Origin of the sequence: Achromobacter sp. E1 (assembly GCF_037039475.1) — a bacterium.
Lineage (GTDB): Bacteria > Pseudomonadota > Gammaproteobacteria > Burkholderiales > Burkholderiaceae_B > Achromobacter > Achromobacter mucicolens.
This window is the reverse complement of the sequence record NZ_CP146253.1, coordinates 774,030-793,427: the sequence shown is the minus strand read 5'-3', so window position 1 is coordinate 793,427 and position 19,398 is coordinate 774,030. Positions and strand designations below refer to the sequence as shown.

The 19,398-nt window shown below is 65.8% G+C and carries 17 protein-coding genes; 6 read left to right on the top strand and 11 right to left on the bottom strand.

What is annotated here, in order from left to right; all coding sequences use genetic code 11:
* Nucleotides 1-80: 80 nt before the first annotated feature.
* Complete coding sequence (locus V6V88_RS03590; protein ID WP_056320819.1) at nucleotides 81-956, top strand: inositol monophosphatase family protein; 876 nt, start codon at nucleotides 81-83, stop codon at nucleotides 954-956.
* 9 nt (nucleotides 957-965) lie between these two features.
* Here V6V88_RS03590 and V6V88_RS03585 read toward each other — a convergent pair whose 3' ends face one another.
* A complete protein-coding gene (locus tag V6V88_RS03585) occupies nucleotides 966-2,666 on the bottom strand; it encodes an AMP-binding protein (RefSeq protein ID WP_280002947.1) in 1,701 nt (566 codons plus the stop codon).
* A gap of 77 nt (nucleotides 2,667-2,743) precedes the next feature.
* On the opposite strand from V6V88_RS03585, the gene V6V88_RS03580 reads away from it, so the two are divergent.
* Nucleotides 2,744-3,940, top strand: coding sequence for a M20 aminoacylase family protein (locus V6V88_RS03580; RefSeq protein ID WP_056320815.1), 1,197 nt, complete (start codon nucleotides 2,744-2,746; stop codon nucleotides 3,938-3,940).
* Nucleotides 3,941-3,947: 7 nt separating this feature from the next.
* Here V6V88_RS03580 and V6V88_RS03575 read toward each other — a convergent pair whose 3' ends face one another.
* On the bottom strand, nucleotides 3,948-4,838 hold the full coding sequence (locus V6V88_RS03575; RefSeq protein WP_056320812.1) for a LysR family transcriptional regulator: 891 nt from the start codon (nucleotides 4,836-4,838) through the stop codon (nucleotides 3,948-3,950).
* 115 nt (nucleotides 4,839-4,953) lie between these two features.
* Here V6V88_RS03575 and V6V88_RS03570 point away from each other — a divergent pair, with 115 nt between their 5' ends.
* The 4 genes from V6V88_RS03570 to pagP all read left to right on the top strand — a co-directional run bounded on the left by V6V88_RS03570 (nucleotide 4,954) and on the right by pagP (nucleotide 8,726).
* On the top strand, nucleotides 4,954-6,048 hold the full coding sequence (locus tag V6V88_RS03570) for a YeiH family protein (protein ID WP_338617874.1): 1,095 nt from the start codon (nucleotides 4,954-4,956) through the stop codon (nucleotides 6,046-6,048).
* Between the two features lie 97 nt (nucleotides 6,049-6,145).
* Nucleotides 6,146-6,556 carry an acyl-CoA thioesterase gene (locus V6V88_RS03565; protein ID WP_056320808.1) on the top strand — a complete coding sequence of 137 codons (411 nt, stop codon included), beginning with the start codon at nucleotides 6,146-6,148 and terminating at the stop codon, nucleotides 6,554-6,556.
* Nucleotides 6,557-6,566: 10 nt separating this feature from the next.
* Entirely contained in the window at nucleotides 6,567-8,039 is a 1,473-nt protein-coding gene (gene mgtE, locus V6V88_RS03560) for a magnesium transporter (RefSeq protein ID WP_062841653.1), read from the top strand.
* 132 nt (nucleotides 8,040-8,171) lie between these two features.
* Nucleotides 8,172-8,726, top strand: coding sequence for a lipid IV(A) palmitoyltransferase PagP (gene pagP / locus V6V88_RS03555; protein WP_338617866.1), 555 nt, complete (start codon nucleotides 8,172-8,174; stop codon nucleotides 8,724-8,726).
* A 5-nt stretch (nucleotides 8,727-8,731) separates the two neighbouring features.
* Here the strand turns inward: pagP and V6V88_RS03550 are convergent, their stop codons facing one another.
* From V6V88_RS03550 to V6V88_RS03510, 9 genes are all read right to left on the bottom strand, one after another.
* Complete coding sequence (locus tag V6V88_RS03550) at nucleotides 8,732-9,343, bottom strand: gamma-glutamylcyclotransferase (protein ID WP_056320800.1); 612 nt, start codon at nucleotides 9,341-9,343, stop codon at nucleotides 8,732-8,734.
* Nucleotides 9,344-9,504: 161 nt separating this feature from the next.
* Nucleotides 9,505-9,963, bottom strand: coding sequence for an Lrp/AsnC family transcriptional regulator (locus V6V88_RS03545; RefSeq protein WP_056320797.1), 459 nt, complete (start codon nucleotides 9,961-9,963; stop codon nucleotides 9,505-9,507).
* Between the two features lie 17 nt (nucleotides 9,964-9,980).
* Entirely contained in the window at nucleotides 9,981-10,760 is a 780-nt protein-coding gene (locus V6V88_RS03540) for an SDR family oxidoreductase (protein WP_056320795.1), read from the bottom strand.
* Nucleotides 10,761-10,936: 176 nt separating this feature from the next.
* A complete protein-coding gene (locus V6V88_RS03535) occupies nucleotides 10,937-12,631 on the bottom strand; it encodes a thiamine pyrophosphate-binding protein (RefSeq protein ID WP_223574285.1) in 1,695 nt (564 codons plus the stop codon).
* Between the two features lie 68 nt (nucleotides 12,632-12,699).
* Nucleotides 12,700-13,605, bottom strand: a complete 906-nt coding sequence (locus V6V88_RS03530; protein WP_230965009.1) for a tripartite tricarboxylate transporter substrate binding protein — start codon at nucleotides 13,603-13,605, stop codon at nucleotides 12,700-12,702.
* Between the two features lie 80 nt (nucleotides 13,606-13,685).
* A complete protein-coding gene (locus V6V88_RS03525) occupies nucleotides 13,686-14,447 on the bottom strand; it encodes a GntR family transcriptional regulator (RefSeq protein ID WP_338617852.1) in 762 nt (253 codons plus the stop codon).
* 197 nt (nucleotides 14,448-14,644) lie between these two features.
* The gene (locus V6V88_RS03520; RefSeq protein ID WP_280002958.1) at nucleotides 14,645-15,364 is read right to left on the bottom strand and encodes a VOC family protein; all 720 of its coding nucleotides are present in this window, start codon (nucleotides 15,362-15,364) and stop codon (nucleotides 14,645-14,647) included.
* Nucleotides 15,365-15,382: 18 nt separating this feature from the next.
* Nucleotides 15,383-18,118 (bottom strand): preprotein translocase subunit SecA, encoded by a 2,736-nt coding sequence (gene secA, locus V6V88_RS03515; protein WP_271264187.1) that lies wholly within the window; start codon nucleotides 18,116-18,118, stop codon nucleotides 15,383-15,385.
* 190 nt (nucleotides 18,119-18,308) lie between these two features.
* On the bottom strand, nucleotides 18,309-19,283 hold the full coding sequence (locus V6V88_RS03510) for a M23 family metallopeptidase (protein WP_062841683.1): 975 nt from the start codon (nucleotides 19,281-19,283) through the stop codon (nucleotides 18,309-18,311).
* Nucleotides 19,284-19,398 lie beyond the last annotated feature (115 nt).

Genomic DNA, 19,398 nt, shown 5'->3' with positions numbered 1-19,398 from the left:
GCGTTGGATGCGCACCACGCGGCGAAAGGATTAGTCCGTTTGCTACAGGTTTGCCGCATTGGTGGGCTTACACTGGACTAATGGATACCTACGATCAGCCCCAATCGCTGGCATCGCCCATTGACCTGTGCGCCGCGATCGACGCGGCCGTCACGGCAGCTCATGCTGGCGCAGCCATCCTGCAATCCTACGCGCACCATCGCGCCGATCTCGTGATCGATCGCAAGGCCCGCAACGACCTCGTGTCCCAGGCGGACCGCGAGGCGGAGGCCGCGATCATCCAGGAATTGAAGGCCCGCACCCCCAAGTTCGGCATCGTCGCCGAGGAAACGGGCGGCAAGGCCCAAGGCGTGGCCACCTGGTACATCGACCCGCTCGACGGCACCACCAACTTTCTGCACGACATCCCGCACTACGCCGTGTCGATCGCCCTGATCGCGCACGCCGGCACCACGATGTCCGCCAACGAAACGCTGGCCGAAGACACGCCGGTCATCGGCGTGGTCTACGACCCCAGCCGCGAAGAGCTCTTCACGGGCGTGTACGGCGTGGGCGCGTGGCTCAATGGCCGCCGCATCTCGTGTTCGCGCACGCAGACGATCGAAGACGCCGTGCTGGCCACGGGCTTTCCGTTCCGCGATTTTTCGTTCGCCGCGCAATACATGCCGATGCTGCACGACGCCATCAACCGCGCGCGCGGCGTGCGCCGCATGGGCGCGGCCGCGCTGGACCTGGCCTGGACTGCCTGCGGCCGGTACGACGGCTATTGGGAAATGGGCCTGGCGCCCTGGGACGTGGCCGCGGGCACGCTGATCCTGCGCGAGGCGGGCGGCGTGTGCACCGACATGCACAAGCAGGATCCCTGGCCGATCGGCGGGCGCGTCGTGGCGGGCAATCCCGCCATCGAACGCGCGCTGCACGAAATGATTGCGCCTCACCTGAACAAGCAAGGCTGAGGCGCCCCGCTAGGCGGACGTCTTCGTGGGTGCCGCGGCCTGCGCGTCGGGGCGCAGTTCGCGGCGCAAAATCTTGCCCACGTTGCTCTTGGGCAGCTCGTCGCGGAATTCAACGAAGCGCGGCCGCTTGTAGCCCGTCAGCTTGTCCTTGCACCATTGCTGCACCTGGGCTTCGGTCAGCGACGGGTCTTTCTTCACGACAAACACCTTGACCGCCTCGCCGGAGTGCTCGTCCGGCACGCCGATCGCCGCGCATTCCAGCACCCCCGGATGCTGCGCGACCGCGGCCTCGACCTCATTCGGATAGACCTTGAAGCCGGACACCGCGATCATGTCCTTCTTGCGGTCCACGATGCGCGTGTAGCCCTGCTCGTCCATGATGCCGATGTCGCCGGTCCGAAAGAACCCATCGGCCGTCATCGAATTACGCGTCTCGTCGGGCTTGCGCCAGTACCCCAGCATGACCTGCGGTCCGCGAATGCCGACCTCGCCACGTTCTCCGAGCGGCACCTCGTTGCCGGCATCGTCCAGGATCGCGACGTCCGTCGACGGCAGCGGCAGCCCGATGGAACCGGAATACGCGGTGGCGTTGGTGGGATTGACCGTCGCCACCGGCGACGTCTCGGACAGGCCGTAGCCCTCGATCAGCGGCCGGCCCGTGATCTTCAGCCAGCGCTCGGCCACCTGCTGCTGCACGGCCATCCCGCCGCCCAGCGTCAGCCGCAGGCCCGAGAAGTCCAGGCGCGCAAAGTCCTCGTTGTGCGCCAGCGCGTTGAACAGCGTATTGACGCCGGGAAACACATTCACCGGCGTCTTGCGCCACGCATTGATGAGCGAAGGCTGGTCGCGCGGATTGATGATGAGCACGTTGCGCATGCCCGCGTGCAGGGCATAAAGACCGCACACCGTCATGGCGAACACGTGATAGAGCGGCAGCGCGCTGATGATGGTGAGCTGCTGGTCCGCCATGTCGTGCACGACCGGCTGCGCGACCGCCTCGGTCTGCAGCACGTTGGCCACCAGGTTGCGGTGCGACAGCATGGCGCCCTTGGGCACGCCGGTGGTGCCGCCCGTGTACTGCAGCACCGCCACGTCATCCATCGAAATGGCCGGCGGATTGAAAGGCAGGTGCGCACCCTCGTGCAGCAGCTTGGGCAGCGCCAGCGCGCCGTCGATTTGCCACGGCGGCACGATCTTCTTGATGTAGCGCGCGGCCAGGTTGACCAGCGGCGCCTTCAGGCCGCCAAGCAGATCGCCGGGCCCCGTCACGACGATGTGCTTGAGTTCGCCGCGATCGGCAACCTGCTGCAAGGTATGCGCAAAATTTTCCAGGATGACGATGACGGACGCGCCGCTGTCCAGCAACTGGCGCTGCAATTCATCGGCGGTGTAGAGCGGATTGACGTTCACCAGCGTCATGCCCGCGCGCAGCGTCCCCAGCATGCACACCAGGTAGGCCGGCACGTTGGGCATCATCAGCGCGACCCGCGCGCCCTTTTCGAGGTTCAGCCCTTGCAGCCAGGCCGCGAACGCGCGCGCGTGCCCGTCCAGCTGCGCATAGGTGAGGTCGCTGCCCATCGCCGTGCAGGCGATGCGCGTCGCGTACCGCTTGCAGGCCCGGTCCAGCAAGTCGGTCAGCGAGGAATATTCCTCGGTGGAGATCTCCGCAGGAACGCCTTGGGGATACTGAGCAAGCCACGGACGCGTCATGGTATTTGTCTCCATTAAATTGATTTTTGAATGATGATACCCTTTGTCCGTTCCCCCTATTTCCCCCGAGTTCGCTCATGAAACTCCTTGAACCCATCGTTGCCTGGCACCAGGATATTTCCAAGATCCGACGCGACATCCACGCGCATCCCGAACTGGCCTTCGAAGAGTTCCGCACCGCCGATGTGGTGGCGGCCAAGCTCGAGGAATGGGGCATCGAAATCCATCGCGGATTGGGCGGCACCGGCGTCGTGGGCATCATCCGCGGCAACCAGCCCGGCGATCGCGCGGTAGGCCTGCGCGCCGACATGGACGCGCTGCCCATGCAGGAGGCCAACACGTTTGCGCACGCCAGCAAGAACGACGGCAAGATGCACGCGTGCGGCCACGACGGCCACACCGCCATGCTGCTGGCCGCGTCGCAATACCTGGCCGAGCACCGCGATTTCGCCGGCACGGTCTATGTGATCTTCCAGCCCGCCGAAGAAGGCGGCGGCGGCGCCAAGCGCATGATCGACGACGGCCTGTTCACGCGTTTCCCGATGGAAGCGGTGTTCGGCATGCACAACTGGCCCGGCATGAAGCCCGGCCAGTTCGGCCTGACGCCCGGCCCCATCATGGCGTCCAGCAACGAATTCTCGATCGTCATCAAGGGCAAGGGCACGCACGCGGGCATGCCGCACCTGGGCATCGACCCGGTCATGGCGGCGGTGCAGATGGCGCAATCGCTGCAGACCATCGTCACGCGCAACCGCAATCCGCTGGACGCGGCCGTGCTCAGCATCACGCAGATCCATGCGGGCAGCGCCGACAACGTGGTGCCCAACCATGCCGAATTGCGCGGCACGGTGCGCACCTTCACGCTGGACGTGCTGGACCTGATCGAACGCCGTATGGAAGAAATCGCGCGCCACACCAGCGCGGCGATGGACTGCGAGGTCGAGTTCACCTTCCAGCGCAACTATCCGCCCACCATCAACCATCCCGAGGAAGCGGCGTTCTGCGCCGACGTGCTCCGCGACATCGTCGGCGACGCCAACGTCAACGCGAACGTGCAGCCGACCATGGGCGCCGAGGACTTCGCCTTCATGCTGCAGGAACTGCCGGGCTGCTACGTCTGGATCGGCAACGGCACCGGCGAGCACCGCGACAGCGGCCACGGCCTGGGCCCCTGCATGCTGCACAACGGCAGCTACGACTTCAACGACGATCTGCTGCCGCTGGGCGGCACGTACTGGGTGCAGCTCGCGCTCAAGCGGCTGGCCAAGGCCTGATACCGGCCTAGCCCTCCTGCCCGCCGACCGCCAGGCACATCGCCAGGAAGCGCTCGGCGGCGCGGGCGGCGGCATCGGCATGCGGCACCAGGATGCTCAGCGTCCGCGTGAGCGGTTTGGGCAACAGCCGCAAGGCCGCCAGCGCGCCGTCTTCGTGCCGCATCGACATCACCGACACGAAACCCACGCCCAACCCTGCCCGCACGGCCTGCTTCACGCCTTCCACCCCGGCCAGCTCAAGACCGACAGACGGGGCCAACCCGCCATCGCTGAAGGCCCGTTCCACCAGCCGGCGCACGCCGGAACCCGGTTCACGCATCACCAGCGGCGAGGCCGCCAGATCCCGTAGCGTCACGGCGCCCTTGTGCGCCAGGGCATGATCGGCCCGCACGATCGCCACGACCTCGTCCTGGCGCCACGCATGCACCGCGGTATCGGCAGGCAATCCGGCGGGAACATCCCCTTCTATGAACGCCAGATCCAGCGCGGGCAGGCGCTCGACGATCTCGCGCGTGTTGCCATCGGACAGGTGCAGGCTCACGGCGGGAAAGTCGTGGCGAAAGTCCGCAACCAGACGGGGCAGCAGATAGCTGGCCGGCGTGGTGCTGGCGCCCAGCCGCAGCGCGCCGGTTTCCAGTCCGCGCCACGATTCCCGCACGGCCTGCGCCTGCCGGTACACCTGCCTCAGCTGACGCGCCTGCTCGGCAAGGCGTTCGCCGGCTTCGGTCAGCGCGATGCCGTGGCCGCTGCGGCGGTACAGGGGCTCGCCAAACCACTCCTGCAAGGCGCGCAGCTGGCCCGAGACCGCCGGCTGCGACAAATGCAGCGCCTGGGCGGTGCGGCTGATATTGCCGGTATCGGCGACCGCGGCGAACGTAAGCAATTGATCCGGCGTCATGATCGACCTGATATCAGATTTTCTGATATTCAATATTTAGATTGAATATTTTTCAAATAATACGGCCGGATCTAATATTTCGTCTAGTTATGTAGTTATGCCCAAAGGGCCAGTAATGAATACCTCCACCACCACCGCCGTTCCACTTCCCTCCACCCCCGCCGCCGCCGCGGCAGCGCCCGCTGCCGCGGCCACGCCCTGGCGCGACAAGCTCAATGGCGTGTTGTTCGTGGGCTTGATGGCCGGCGCAGTGATGCAACTGGCCGATCTTCCCTTCATCCGCCAACTAGGCTTCTCGCCGCTGGTCGTGGGCATCGTCGTCGGCATGCTGTACGGCAACTTCCTGCGCGGCACCATGCCCGCAGACTGGGGCGTGGGCGTGAACTTCACGGCGCGCCGCCTGCTGCGCATTGCGGTTGCCTTCTACGGCCTGAACATCAGCATCCAGCAGATTGCCGCCGTGGGCATGCCGGGCCTGGCGGTCTCGGTGGCCGTGGTGGTGGGCACGCTGCTGATCGGCACCGTGGTCGGCCAACGGCTCCTGGGCCTGGATCGCGACACGGCCATGCTGACCGCCGCCGGCAGCGCCATCTGCGGCGCGGCCGCGGTGCTGGCCTTCGAACCGACGCTGCGCGCCGCCCCCCACAAGAGCGCGGTGGCCGTGGCGACCGTGGTGCTGTTTGGCACGCTGTCGATGTTCCTCTACCCGGTCTTCTATCACGCGGGCTGGCTGAACTTCGACACCCAGGCGCTCGGCATCTATATTGGCGGCACCGTTCACGAGGTGGCGCAGGTGGTTGGCGCGGCCAGCAACATCGACCCCGCCACGACGGAAGTCGCCACCATCGTCAAGATGACCCGCGTGGCGCTGCTCGTGCCCGTGCTGCTGATCCTGGGCATGTACCTGCGCAGCGCCGCCTCGCACGCGGGCGGCGGCCAAGGCAAGGGTCAAAAGCTGCCCATCCCCTGGTTCGCCGTGGGCTTCCTGGCGCTGGCCATCGTCAATTCCCTGAACATCATTCCCGCCGATATCGTCGCCGCCATCCGCCGGCTCGACGTCTTCGCGCTGACCATGGCCATGACCGCGCTGGGCATCGAAACCCGCTTCGCCCAGATCCGCAAGGCCGGCCCGCGTGTCATGGCCCTGGGCTTCATCCTTTACGTCTGGTTGTTGGTTGGCGGCTACGGGATCGTCAAGCTGGCGACCTGATGACCACGCAAGGCGACGGCGGCGGGCGTCAACGCGCACGCCGCCGTCGCGTTTTTCCTGCATAATCGGCTGGTTCTCTAGCATTGGAGTCGGCCGCATGACCTCCAGCACCAAAACCCCGTTTACGACTCTGCCAGCCCATCGCGACGCGGTGTTGCGCGTCATGCCGATGCCGGCCGACGCGAACATCCACGGGGACGTTTTTGGCGGCTGGATCATGTCCCAGGTAGACATCGCAGGGTCCATCCCTGCCGCCCGCCGTGCCGCCGGCCGCGTGGCCACCGTGGCGGTCAATGCCTTCCAGTTCAAAGAGCCCGTGTTCGTGGGCGACCTGCTCAGCTTCTACGCCGCCATCGTCAAGACCGGCACCACGTCCATCACGGTATCCGTCGAGGTCTACGCGGAGCGCCAGCGCCTGGACGCCGAAGTCGTCAAGGTCACCGAGGCCACGCTGACCTACGTCGCCACCGACGAAGCTCGGCGCAGCCGCCCTCTCCCCACACTTTGAGCCGTAACGCATGACGCAGTCCGCCGCCGCGCAGAAACCGCCCGCGACGCCCCGCCGCCTCGACCCGGAAGACGCCCAGACCGCCCTCGCGGAAGTCCAGGAGCGCTTGCGGCGCCAGCACCTCGTCGAAGAACTGGTTCACCGCCAGGAAGAAGGCGACGCCAAGGCGCCCCTGGTCGAAGACCTGGTGCACCGCCAGCACGAAGCCGAATTGAAGACGCTTGTCGACGGCCTGCACCCCGCCGACATCGCCTTCATCCTCGAATCGCTGCCCAAGGACGAGCGCCAGGCGATCTGGAAGCTGGTCAGCCCTGAGCACGACGCGGACGTCCTGCTCGAAGTCGAAGACTGGGTCCGCGAATCGCTGATCGAGGCGATGGACCGCCAGGACCTCGTCGCCGCGACCGAAAGCATGGACGCGGACGAGCTCGCCGACCTGGCGCCCGACCTGCCGCCCGACGTGGTGGCGGAAGTGCAAAAGGGCCTGACCGAGGAAGAACGCGCGCAGCTCCTGGAAGCCATGGGCTATCCGGAAGACAGCGTCGGCGCCATCATGGATTTCGAGATGGTGCGCGTGCGCGAGGACGTCACGCTCGAGGTCGTGCTGCGCTACCTGCGCCGGCTGCACGAACTGCCCGACCACACCGACCAGATCTTCGTCGTTGACCGCCAGGACAAGCTGCAGGGCATCCTGCCGCTGTCGCGCCTGTTGGTCAGCGAGCCCGAAACCGAAGTGCGGGCAGTCATGAATTCCGACTTCCTGACGCTGAACCCGCTGGATTCCGACGCCGACGCCGCTGGCGCCTTCGAGCGTTATGACCTGGTGTCCGCCCCCGTGATGGACGACCAGGGCCGCCTTATCGGCCGCGTCACCATCGCGGACGTGGTGGACGTGATGCGCGAAGACTCGCAAGAGCAGGCGCTGTCGCGCGCCGGTCTGCAAGAAGAAGACATCTTCGCCCCGGTCACCACCGCGCTGCGCAACCGTGCGCCGTGGCTGCTCTTCAATCTCTGTACCGCCGCCACGGCGTCGTTCGTGGCATCGCAGTTCGAAGGCACGGTCAGCCAGATCGTCATCCTGGCCTTCCTGATGTCGATCGTGGCGGGCATCGGCGGCAACTCCGGCAACCAGACCATGACGCTCATCATCCGGGCGCTGGCCATGGGCCGCATCACGGGCCGCAACCTGTGGCAGCTCGTCAAGCGCGAGCTCTTCGTGACGCTGCTGGTGGGACTGTGCGGCAGCGTGGTGGCCGCCCTGTTCGCGTGGGTAATTTCGCACTCCGTGTCCATCGCGCTGGTGATGATGGCCGCCATGATCTGCAACATGCTGGTCGGCGCCTCGGTCGGCGTGCTGGTGCCCATGGTGCGCGCGCGCTTTGGCAAGGACCCGGCGATGGGCTCGTCGGTGCTGCTCACCTTCGCCACCGATTCGCTGGGTTTCTTCATTTTCCTGGGCCTGGCCACCATCTTTCTGTTGTAGCGCCCCCGCCACCCCACGCCGCCGGATCGGCGGCGATACCCCCGAATCCGCGGGGATGACAGCCCTTTGACAGGGAAGACGACATGCCCTCCGTTACAGTAACGGAACTGTCATCTTTTCCCTGGGGCCGCCATGACCACCAGACTCCAAGCCGCGCTGTTTTGCCTGCTGTTGTCCGTTTTCACCGTTACCGCCCACGCTTGCGACGACATGCCTTCATGGGCCAAGTCCGCGTGCAACCGCATCGACCAGATCTGGACCGAAGGCGGTAACGACCTCTATGTCAGCGGCTACGCCTGGCACAACCGCGCCAAATACAGCGCCGAAAAGATCGACAGCTTCCGTGAATTGGCCTGGGGCGGCGGCTACGGGCGCAGCATCTACGACGAGGACGGGGATTGGCAGGGACTGTACGCGATGGCGTTTCTGGACTCGCACTCGAAGGTGCAGCCCATTGCGGGCTACGGCTTTCTGAAAATCGGCCAGGTCAGCGACAACGTCCGGCTTGGCGCGGGCTACACCGTGTTCCTCACCGCGCGCCACGACATCATGAGCTACGTGCCATTTCCCGGCATCCTGCCGCTGGTCAGCGCCGGCTACAAGGACGCCATGCTTTACGCCACGTACATCCCGGGTTCAAGCGGCGCGGGCAATGTGGCGTTCGTGTTCGGCCGCTGGCAATTCTGATCGCTTCAGAAGGCGTGGCCCAACTTGCGCACCAGGTCTCCCAGGCGCCAGTCGTCGATGCCGTGCGCGCGCAACGCACGTGCCGTTTCCACCACGTAGTCCAGACAAGGCCCGGAATGCCCGACCGCATTGCGCACGGACGCCAGCAGGCGGTCGTCGCACAGATCGGCTGCGTACTCGCGGCAGGCGCGGTTCAACAGGAACACCAGTCCACGCACGGGCGCATCGTCCGTGTGGCAGGTCAGCCAGCGCGGGCTGTAGGCGCCGGTGACCATCTCGCGCCGCCATAAGGCCTGAAAGACTTGCGGCACGTCGCTGGCCGCGATCTGAAACGCGACGCCGCGGCAACAGCCGCCACGGTCCAGGCCGAACACCAGCCCCGGATTGTCCGGCGATCCGCGGTGGTCATGCGACCACAGGCAGAGCGAGCGGTGATAGCCCCGCACCGTGGCCAGGCGCCGTTCGCGCCAGGCAAAGCCGGGGTGCCATATCAGGGAACCGTAGGCAAACACCCACAGGTCGTCGACGCCGTTCCAGCCGGCCAGCAGGTCATCCACCGATGCTGCTTGCCGCGTTTTCTGCAATCCGGCGCAGCCGGCGGGCACTGCCAACGACATAGGGTCCTCTGATATCCCAAATCACTCCAAGACTGGAGTGAGCGATATCCTACGCCGCCCCTCACGCAAAAGCATTGCCAGATTGGGCCCGCGCAACACGCAGAAAGAAATTTGCATCCGCGGCGGCGCGGGCGGCAGAAAAAAATTTGCGCGACGCGCGCCTACACCGCGTTCAGGGGCAATTCCGTGGTGCTTTTGATGACTTCCATCGAAAAGCTGGCGCTGACGTCCAGGAGGTCCACTGCCCCGATCAGCCGGCGATAGAAGCGGTCATAGGCCGCCATGTCCTCGACCACCACCTTCAGCAGATAGTCGACGTCGCCCGCCATGCGGTGAAATTCCACGACGTTGGGCAACGCCATCACCGCGTTGATCAGGCTTTGCGTCCACTTCTCGTTGTGCTGGCTGGTGCGGATGGACACGAACACCGTCAGGTTCAAACCCAGCGCGCGCGGGTCCAGCAGGATGGCGTTGCGCGCGATGACGCCGTCATCCTTCAGCTTCTGGATGCGGCGCCAGCACGGCGTCACGGAAAGGTTCACTTGCTCGGCCACTTCGGCCACCGAACAGGTGGCGTCCTTTTGCAGCAGCGCGAGTATCTTGAGGTCCGTCTGATCCATGGATGTTTTTGATGCCATCAGTAGGTCCCGGGGTAACCGCCCCCGTCGATCAGCAGATTCTGCGCCGTCATGTAGCCGGCGTGGGCCGAGCAGACGTAAGCGCACAGCGCGCCCAGTTCCTCGGGCTGGCCGTACCGGCCGGCGGGATTGCTGCGCGCCCGCTCGTCCCACAGTTGTTCGAACGTCTTGCCGCCCTGCTCCACCATGCCCTGAATATGCCGGATCTGCGCATCGGTGGCAAAGGCGCCAGGCAAGAGGTTGTTGATCGTGACGTTGTGGCGCACGGTCTGGCGCGCCAGGCCGCCCACGAAGCCGATCAGGCCCGAGCGCGCGCCATTGGACAGGCCCAGCTCGGCGTGCGGCGCCTTCACGCTACGCGACACGATATTGACGATCCGGCCAAAGCGCCGCTCGACCATGCCGTCCACCACGCGGCGGATCATGTCGATCGGGCCCAGCATCATGGCGTCCAGCGCGGCAATCCAGTCGTCGTGCGACCAGTCCCGGAAGTCGCCCGGCAGCGGGCCGTCGGCGTTGTTGATCAGGATGTCCGGATGCGGACAGGCGGCCATGGCCGCGTCGCGCCCCTGCGGAAGCGTCAGGTCGGCAGACACCCAACCCACGCCGGTGCCGGTCTCACGCGATATCTCGGCGGCGGCTTCCTCCAGCGTCTTCGGATTGCGCGCCGCGATGGTCACCGCCACGCCCTCGCGCGCAAGCTGCAAGGCGCAGGCGCGCCCCATGCCGCGGCTGCCGCCAAACACCAGTGCCTTTCTGCCGCTGATCCCCAGGTCCATGCCCGCCCCCTCTGCTGTCGTGTTGACGGCGCCGGGCGCCCGCGGCCCGCCGCTCCGAAGCGGTCCAGTATAGGAGCGCGTCCGCCGGCGTGGAATTTTTTTCTAATCCGGCCGGCCAAGAAAAATGGGGCCCCGCGAAGGGCCCCATCGGCAATGCAGCGAACGCGGCTAGCGCATCAGCCCATCCATTGGCTCACGGGCGCCGCGGCGTCTTGCAGCGGCTGCGTCACCACGTCGATCAGCGCGGGACCGTCGTGTTCCATGGCCGCCTTGATCGCGGCGTCCAGCTTGGACGGATCCTCGACGCGCCATGCCTTCACGCCGTAGGCTTCGGCAATGCGCGCATGGTCGGTGCGGTTGAAGTCCACACTGTAGTAGCGCTTGTCGTAACCGGCCTTCTGGCTGGCCTTGATCCAGCCATAAACCGAGTTCGAGAACACCACCATCAAGAGCGGCGCCTTGTGGCGCACGATGGTTTCCAGCTCGCCCACCGTGAAGCCGAAGCTGCCGTCGCCCATCACCGACACGCACTTGGACTGCGGACGGCCGACCCAGGCGCCCAGCGCCGCCGACATCGAAAAGCCCAGCGCGCCATGAGCGCGGTTGGTGATGAAGTGGCGGCCGGGGCGCGAGACATCGTAGTACGCCGAAAAATACGGGCACGGCGTGCCGGGATCCGCGCACACCACCGCGTCGTCGGGCAGCAGGCGGTTCAGCGACTGCACCACGCGCTCGGGCAGGATCGGCGCATCCAGGCTGGCGGCCAGCGGTTCAAGCTGCGCGCGGCGCGCGGCCTTCGCGCGGCCGGCCAGCACCGCGCCATCGGCCGCATCGGAGGGCCGGTGCTTGATGCGCGCCTGCACTTCGGCGGACAGCGCCTCGAGCGCCAGCTTGGCGTCGCCAACCAGGCCGACTTCGGTCAGGTAGTTGGCGCCGATCACCATCGGGTCTATGTCGATGTGCAGGATCGGCACGTCGCGATTCGGGAAGCGCCAGTGCTCGGTCGAAGTCGACCCCGCGCGGCAGCCCACGAAGAGCACCACGTCGGCGGCCGCGACCACATCGCGCGTCGCCATCACGCCGCCGTTCGAGCCCACCACGCCCGCGTTCAGCGGATGGGTGTCGGCCAAGCTGCCCTGCCCGCTCACCGTCACGCAGACCGCGGCCTTCAGGGCCTCGGCCAATTCTTGCAACGCGCCGCTGGCGCCGGCGATGACCACGCCGCCACCGCAGATGATGACCGGCGAACGCGCGGCCACCAGACGCTGCGCCGCGCGGGCCACGTCGGCGGGGTCCGGCGCAAAGCGCATGGCCGGGAAGCTGCCGTGCTCGGGCTGCGCCCAGACATCGGACGCATCGACCTGCTGCTTCATCACGTCATAGGGAAAGCACAGGTGCGCCGAGCCGGGCTTGCCGGTCGTCATGGCGCGGAAGGCCGCGCGCACCATGCCCGGAATCTGGTCCGCGCGATCGATCGTGCGGTTCCACTTGGTCAGCGGACGGTACAACGCCTCCTGGTCCAGTTCGGTCAGCGGGTACTTGCCGCGCGAGCCGACAGCCACGTCCGACGTGATGCCCAGCACGGGAATCGACGATTCATTGGCTTCGACCAGGCCAGGCAGCAGATAGGTTGCGCCGCCGCCGCTGGGGCCTTCGCACACGCCGACCTTGCCCGTCACGCGGGCATAGGCATCCGCCATGTAGCCGGCGCTGCGCTCGTCGCGCGTCAGGATGTGCTGCATGCCGTGATCCAGGCGGTACAGCGCGTCATACAGCGGCAGCGTGGTGTCGCCGCACAGGCCGAAAATGTGTTTGACGCCGTTGTGTTGCAGCATCCGCACCATCGCTTCGGCGCCGTTCATGTGTTCCATGTCATCTCCACGTAATTCAAGAGCCGGCCCGCAGCGGCGGCCTTGCCGCCGCGCCGGACCGACGCCGTTCAGTTATCCAGATTGATGTTGCTGCTCTTGATGAAGGCGCTCCAGCGGTCGTATTCCGACTTCACGTACGCATCCAGCGCCGGGCCATCTGAGGCCACGATCTCAAAGCCCGCTTCCGTGACCTTCTTCTTGATCTCGGGATCGGCCAGCACCGCCTGGAAATCAGCCGTCAGCTTCTTGACGGTGGCAGGCGGCGTGCCCTTGGGCGCAAACATGCCGCTCCACGAATAGGCGACAAAGCCGGGAAAGCCCGATTCGGCCACGGTCGGCACATTGGGCAATTCGGGCAGGCGCTTCTCGCCGGCAACCGCCAGCGGCTTGATCTTGCCTCCCTGGATCTGGCCGCGCAGGGCCGCATAGCTCAGCCACGTCATGTTGGCCTGGCCCCCGACCACCGCCTGGATGGCCGGTCCGCCGCCGCCGTAAGGCACGTGCAACAGCTCGACCTTGGACAACCGCTTGAGTTCTTCCGGCGCCAGGTGATTCAGCGAACCGACGCCCGTGGAGGCGTAGTTGAACTTGTTGGGCGGCTGCTTGGCGGCCGCCGCCAGGAAGTCCTTCAGGTTGTCCCCAGGCACGCTCGGGTTTGCGCCGATCACGAGCGGAAAGCGCACCGTCTGCCCGATGGCGACAAAATCCTTGAACGTGTCATAGGGCAGCTTGGGCTTCACGGCTGGATTGATGCCGTGATTGTCAAAGCTGACCAGCAGCGTGTTGCCGTCCGGCTCGGCTCGCGCCACGAATGCGGTGGCGATCTGGCTGGCTGCGCCCGGTCGGTTTTCGACGACCACCGCGCGGCCGCCCATCTGCTGCGACAGGCGCGGCTGCAGGATCCGCGCCAGGATGTCGGTGCTGCCACCGGGCGGATACGGCACGACGAGTATCAGCGGCCGTTCCTCGGCCATCACCGGCGCGGCGACAAAAGCGCCCCCTGCCGCGGCCAGCGTGCATACCGCCGCCAGCGTCCGCTTGATCGTTTTATTCATCAGTTTTCCCCTGCTGTTGTGGTGTTGGCCGACACTGCCTTGGCGGGTTCGGCCTGGTCCCGCATGTAAATGGTAGAAAAACCCGTGCGTATGACGTCGGTGATCTGGTCCAGCCGCCGGCCGATGTGCGCGCTGATGAGGGCGGGCAACGCGTCGAGGTCTCGCCGCTCCAGCGCATCCACGATCCGCAGGTGCTCGCCCTGCGTGTGGCTGCGGCGGCCCTGTTGCATGTCGATCCAGCGCACAAAATGAATGCGCGCATTGACGCTTTCCAGCGCGCGCACGAATTCCTCGTTGCGCGAGTAGCGCGCCAGCGCCAGATGAAAAGCTTCATCCAGTTCCAGCAGCCTGGCGGCATCGCTGTCTTCGGGTTCGTCGCGCGATCGCTCGACGAAGGCGCGCAGGCTGGCCAATTCTTCGTTGGTGGCGCGTTCGCACGCCGCGCGCACGATGCCGGCTTCCAGCACCGCGCGATATTCGTAAAGGCTGTGGATCTGCTTGGCATCCAGCAGCCGCGCGATGAAGCCGCGGTTGACCGACCGTGTCAGGAAGCCCTCGACCATCAACTGGTTCAGCACTTCGCGCAGCGGCGTGCGGCTGACGTTCAGGCGGCGCGCCAGTTCAACCTCGTTGATGCGTTCGCCCGGCTTGAATTCGAAACGCACCGCCATCGCCTTGACGGCGCCATACAGTTCGGCCTGTCCGGCCGACGTGCGGGCGGCGCGGGCAACGGGTCGCGTCGAGGGTTGGGAGAGCGTCATACCGGATCGCGTGGGCAAATTTCCAGTCGGGATGAAGTGCATACTAAAGTGCATACACTTTGCCAGGCAACCCGGGTTTGCCCCAAGCGCGCAAGGCCTGCGCCGGCTGCCTGCGCGGACGCCAGGGGAACGACAGGCATGAAAAAGCCCGCCGGAAAGCGGCGGGCCGATCCACGAGCCGGCTTTACGCCGGTAGCTTACAAGCCCGTATCCAGGGTGTAATGCGCGCCGTCGCGGTTTTCGAGGGTCAGGGTGGACAAGACCGGCGTCTGCGCCGCATCGTCCTGCTGGACATGAATGCGCAGGTTCGCCAGCGGCAAGTCCCAGCCGCCGGTGGCGGCTTCGGCCGTCACCCCGGCCACCAGCGCCAGGCGCTCGGCCACGCCTCGGGCGTCCGCCGCGCGCGCGTCGATACGATGCAGGCTGCGGGCCCCGTTGGGATGCGCCATCAATGCCGGCGACCAGACGCACTCGGGCGTCAGGTGACGGCAGAAATACATGCGGATGCCGGGCAAGGGTTGCTCGGCAAAGCGCACGGTATGGAATCGGGCCTGAACTTCCTGGCCGTCCAGCATGGCCGGACGGGTCAGCTCCTGCACGGGGTTGACGGCAAAGCCGGCCTCACGCAACCGCGTGTAGGTGGCTTCGGCGTCATAGGTGCGAAACACCAGCGCTTCCAGGCCGAAGGGCGAATCGGCGATTTCCTTGCGCGCGGGCGGCGCGCCGGGCGGCCACCCCAGCAATTCGACGTACGTGCCTTCCAGCACGATCAGGCGGTTGCACGACCCCAGGTTGTGCACGGCCTTGTCGCTGAGATGAAAGCCCTGCCGTTCGTAATGGGGCGCCAGCGCATCCAGCCGGTCGCGCACCATGACGACGGCGTGGTCGAATTCAGTGCGGCCGACAGAATGCAGCATGAAGGCTAACCCCTTTTATCAGACCAGCTTACCGTGGCACTGCTTGTACTTCTTGCCGCTGCCGCACGGGCACGGATCGTTGCGGCCGACCTTGGGCATGGCGTTGCGCGCGGGCTGCGCGCCCGATTCCTGCGCGTCGGACGCCAGCGCCTCGTCGTAGTCCGAGTGATGGTACTGCACGTTCTGCACGTGCGGTTGCGCCGCCTCGGCTTCGGCCTGCTCGACCTGCTCGGACGACTGCACGCGCACCGTCATCAGCACCTTGACCACATCGTCGCGCACGCGGTCCAGCATGCCCGAGAACAGTTCGAAGGCTTCGCGCTTGTATTCCTGCTTGGGATTCTTCTGCGCATAGCCGCGCAGGTGAATGCCCTGGCGCAGGTAGTCCAGCGCGGACAGGTGCTCGCGCCAGTGCGTGTCGATCGCCTGCAGCATGATCGAACGCTCGAACTGCGACCACGATTCTTCGCCCACCTGGTCGACCTTGGCCTGGTACGCATCGCGAGCCGCGGCCACCACGCGTTCGCGCAGTTCCTCGTCGTTCAGGTTGGGTTCCTTTTCCAGCATCTCCGTCAGCGGCAGATGCAGGTGCCAGTCGGCTTCCAGCGCATTTTGCAGCGCGGGGATGTCCCACTGTTCTTCCACCGATTCCGGCGGCACGTACGTGTTGAACAGGTCGGTCACCGCGGCGTCGCGCAGGTTGTGCACGGTGGCGCCGACGCTGGCGGCTTCCAGCACGTCGTTGCGCTGCGAGTACAGCACCTTGCGCTGGTCGTTGGCGACGTCGTCGTATTCCAGCAATTGCTTGCGGATGTCGAAGTTGCGGCCTTCCACCTTGCGCTGCGCGGTCTCGATCGAACGCGTGACCATGCCGGCCTCGATGGGCTCGCCCTCGGGCAACTTCAGGCGTTCCATGATGGCGCGCACGCGGTCGCCCGCGAAGATGCGCATCAGCGAATCTTCCAGCGACAGGTAGAAACGGGACGAGCCCGGATCGCCCTGGCGGCCGGCGCGGCCGCGCAACTGGTTGTCGATACGGCGCGATTCATGGCGCTCGGTGCCGATGATGCGCAGGCCGCCTGCCGCCTTGACCTGCTCGTTCAGCGGCTTCCATTCCGCGCGGATCTTTTCAATGCGCGCGGTCTTCTCGGCTTCGGACAGCGATTCGTCGGCGCGGATCAGGTCGACCTGCTTGTCGACGCTGCCGCCCAGCACGATGTCGGTGCCGCGGCCGGCCATGTTGGTGGCGATGGTGATGTGGCCCGGCTTGCCGGCTTCGGCCACGATCTCGGCTTCGCGGGCGTGTTGCTTGGCGTTCAGGACCTCGTGCGGCAGCTTGGCTTTCTTCAGAAGGCCGGACAGCAGCTCGGAGTTCTCGATGCTGGTCGTGCCAACCAGCACGGGCTGACCGCGCTCGTGGCAGTCACGGATGTCTTCGAGGATGGCGTTGTACTTTTCGCCGTCGGTCTTGAAGACCTGGTCGTTCTGGTCCTTGCGGACCATGGGCTTGTTGGTCGGGATGATGACCGTTTCAAGCCCGTAGATTTCCTGGAATTCGTACGCTTCCGTGTCGGCCGTGCCGGTCATGCCGGACAGCTTTTCGTACATGCGGAAGTAGTTCTGGAACGTGATCGACGCCAGCGTCTGGTTCTCGTGCTGGATCTTCACGCCTTCCTTGGCCTCGACGGCCTGGTGCAGGCCATCGGACCAGCGGCGGCCCACCATCAGGCGGCCGGTGAATTCGTCCACGATCACCACTTCGCCGTCCTGCACGACGTACTGCTGGTCGCGGAAGAACAGGGTGTTGGCGCGCAACGCCACCATCAGGTGGTGCATCAGCGCGATGTGACGCGGGTCGTACAGCGATTCGCCTTCGGGCAGGATGCCCAGGCGGGCAAGAATGCCTTCGGCGTGTTCGTGGCCGGCTTCCGACAGGTAGACCTGCTGGCTCTTTTCGTCGACCCAGTAATCGCCTTCGGGTTCCGGCTCCTGCGGCTTGGGCTCGTGCGCCATGCGCTTGAGCAGCGGCGGCACCGCGTTCATGCGGACGTAGAGTTCGGTGTGGTCTTCGGCCTGACCCGAGATGATCAGCGGCGTGCGGGCCTCGTCGATCAGGATCGAGTCCACTTCGTCGACGATCGCGTAGAACAGCGCGCGCTGGCGGCGGTCCTCAACACGGAATTCCATGTTGTCGCGCAGGTAGTCGAAGCCAAATTCGTTATTGGTGCCGTACGTGATGTCGGCGGCGTAGGCAGCCTTCTTTTCTTCGTTCGGCTGCTGCGGCACAACCACGCCCGTGGACATGCCCAGGAAGCGGTACAACCGGCCCATCCATTCGGCGTCGCGGCGGGCCAGGTAGTCGTTCACCGTGACCACGTGCACGCCCTTGCCGGCGATCGCGTTCAGGTAGACGGGCAGCGTCGCCATGAGCGTCTTGCCTTCGCCCGTGCGCATTTCGGCAATCTTGCCGTTGTGCAGGGCGATACCGCCCAGCATCTGCACGTCGAAGTGCCGCATGCCGAAGACCCGCTTGCCCGATTCGCGCACCACGGCGAAAGCTTCGGGAAGCAGATCGTCCAGGGACGTGCCCTGGGCGTGGCGGGAACGGAATTCGTCGGTCTTGGCCGCCAGTTCCGCGTCGGAGAGCGCGGCGATCTTGGGTTCGAGCCCATTGATCTGGGTTACCAGCTTGCGATACTGCTTAAGCAGCCGATCGTTGCGGCTACCTATGAGTTTTTTGAGCAGAGAAACCATGCGTATTGTCGGCCGCACAAGCCATGCCGCACCGCCAAAGCGTGCGTGGCATCACCCGTGACTTGATGTTATTGGTTGAGCGGGAGTCCGCCGGGAAACGATCCAGTTTAACGCACCTGAAGCGTAATAGCCTGGACCTATGACCAGGGTATCACTGTTGGCCGGTTTGACCGGCCAACCCGCCGCGGGTTCACGGCGCGGCGGCTTGCGCGACGGCGGGCGGCGCGGGCTGTTGCTGGGGACCGAGGAACAGGCGCGGATCCAGCGGCTGTCCGGCAAGGCGGACCTCGAAATGCAGATGCGGACCGGTGGAGCGGCCGGAGCTTCCCACACGCGCGACCTGCTGGCCGCGTTCGACCAGATCGCCCTGCTTGACCAGCAGCGAAGACGCATGCGCGTAGCGGGTGATCAGGCCGTCGCCGTGATCGATCTCGACCATGTTGCCAAAGCCGGGCGCCCATTTGGCCTCAAGGACCACGCCCCCCGAGGCGGCCAGGATCGGCGTGCCCGAAGGCGCCGCGAAGTCCAGCCCTTCGTGCATGGCCGACCGGCCCGTCACCGGGTTGCGGCGCCAGCCATACGAGGACGTCAGATAAGGGTAATCGGTGATGGGCATGGCGGTCGGCATGCGCGCCTGATCCGCCGAGCGCTTGGTGAGCGCGGCGTCCAGCAGCTTCAGGTTGTCGGTTTGCTGCGAGAGCCGCGCCTGGATCTCGTCAAGCTGCCGGCCCAGCGCCTCGGCCGACGCCGCGGTGGGCGGCGGATGGTCGGTGAACAGGTCGTCCATGACCTGCGTGGCCTCCGGGTGGGCCGGCGCTTCGGGCGGGGCCGACGCAAGCTGCTGGGCCAGTTCCGGGTCGGTGTAGGCCACACCCGCCACCTTGGCCACGCGCTGGCCCAAGCCGTCGATGCTGACCAGCTTGGCCTGCAGCGCCCCCACCTTCGAAGCCAGCAAGTTCATGTTTTCACGCAGGAAATCGGCGTCGCGTCCGGGCTGTTCGGACAACGGCCAACCCATCGTGTGCACGGCGGGAAGGATGGGAGTGATGTATCGTTGAAGCGCGGCGCCAAAAATGGCCGCGGTAATCAAGGCGCCCCCCAGAAACAACGCCAGTCGCGCGCCGCCCAGGGTGAAATGCCCGTCCTGCCCTTCGCGGGCGTGCATAATCACGATCTTCAAGGTTTGCTTCCTAATTCTTCTAAAGCCGGCATGAATAGACCCGCTTCATACCGTCAACGTTCCAGTTCCAGCCGGCGCGTAGAAAATACCGCCCTGGGAT

What these genes read in the sequence shown, in the direction of transcription:
- V6V88_RS03540 (WP_056320795.1), bottom strand. Translation starts at nt 10,760, where the DNA reads ATGGACCTGGGGATCAGCGGCAGAAAGGCACTGGTGTTTGGCGGCAGC.
- V6V88_RS03535 (WP_223574285.1), bottom strand. Translation starts at nt 12,631, where the DNA reads ATGGAACACATGAACGGCGCCGAAGCGATGGTGCGGATGCTGCAACAC.
- V6V88_RS03565 (WP_056320808.1), top strand. Translation starts at nt 6,146, where the DNA reads ATGACCTCCAGCACCAAAACCCCGTTTACGACTCTGCCAGCCCATCGC.
- V6V88_RS03590 (WP_056320819.1), top strand. Translation starts at nt 81, where the DNA reads ATGGATACCTACGATCAGCCCCAATCGCTGGCATCGCCCATTGACCTG.
- pagP (WP_338617866.1), top strand. Translation starts at nt 8,172, where the DNA reads ATGACCACCAGACTCCAAGCCGCGCTGTTTTGCCTGCTGTTGTCCGTT.
- V6V88_RS03545 (WP_056320797.1), bottom strand. Translation starts at nt 9,963, where the DNA reads ATGGATCAGACGGACCTCAAGATACTCGCGCTGCTGCAAAAGGACGCC.
- secA (WP_271264187.1), bottom strand. Translation starts at nt 18,118, where the DNA reads ATGGTTTCTCTGCTCAAAAAACTCATAGGTAGCCGCAACGATCGGCTG.
- V6V88_RS03510 (WP_062841683.1), bottom strand. Translation starts at nt 19,283, where the DNA reads ATGCACGCCCGCGAAGGGCAGGACGGGCATTTCACCCTGGGCGGCGCG.
- V6V88_RS03520 (WP_280002958.1), bottom strand. Translation starts at nt 15,364, where the DNA reads ATGCTGCATTCTGTCGGCCGCACTGAATTCGACCACGCCGTCGTCATG.
- V6V88_RS03530 (WP_230965009.1), bottom strand. Translation starts at nt 13,605, where the DNA reads ATGGCCGAGGAACGGCCGCTGATACTCGTCGTGCCGTATCCGCCCGGT.
- V6V88_RS03550 (WP_056320800.1), bottom strand. Translation starts at nt 9,343, where the DNA reads ATGTCGTTGGCAGTGCCCGCCGGCTGCGCCGGATTGCAGAAAACGCGG.
- V6V88_RS03575 (WP_056320812.1), bottom strand. Translation starts at nt 4,838, where the DNA reads ATGACGCCGGATCAATTGCTTACGTTCGCCGCGGTCGCCGATACCGGC.
- V6V88_RS03570 (WP_338617874.1), top strand. Translation starts at nt 4,954, where the DNA reads ATGAATACCTCCACCACCACCGCCGTTCCACTTCCCTCCACCCCCGCC.
- V6V88_RS03580 (WP_056320815.1), top strand. Translation starts at nt 2,744, where the DNA reads ATGAAACTCCTTGAACCCATCGTTGCCTGGCACCAGGATATTTCCAAG.
- V6V88_RS03525 (WP_338617852.1), bottom strand. Translation starts at nt 14,447, where the DNA reads ATGACGCTCTCCCAACCCTCGACGCGACCCGTTGCCCGCGCCGCCCGC.
- V6V88_RS03585 (WP_280002947.1), bottom strand. Translation starts at nt 2,666, where the DNA reads ATGACGCGTCCGTGGCTTGCTCAGTATCCCCAAGGCGTTCCTGCGGAG.
- mgtE (WP_062841653.1), top strand. Translation starts at nt 6,567, where the DNA reads ATGACGCAGTCCGCCGCCGCGCAGAAACCGCCCGCGACGCCCCGCCGC.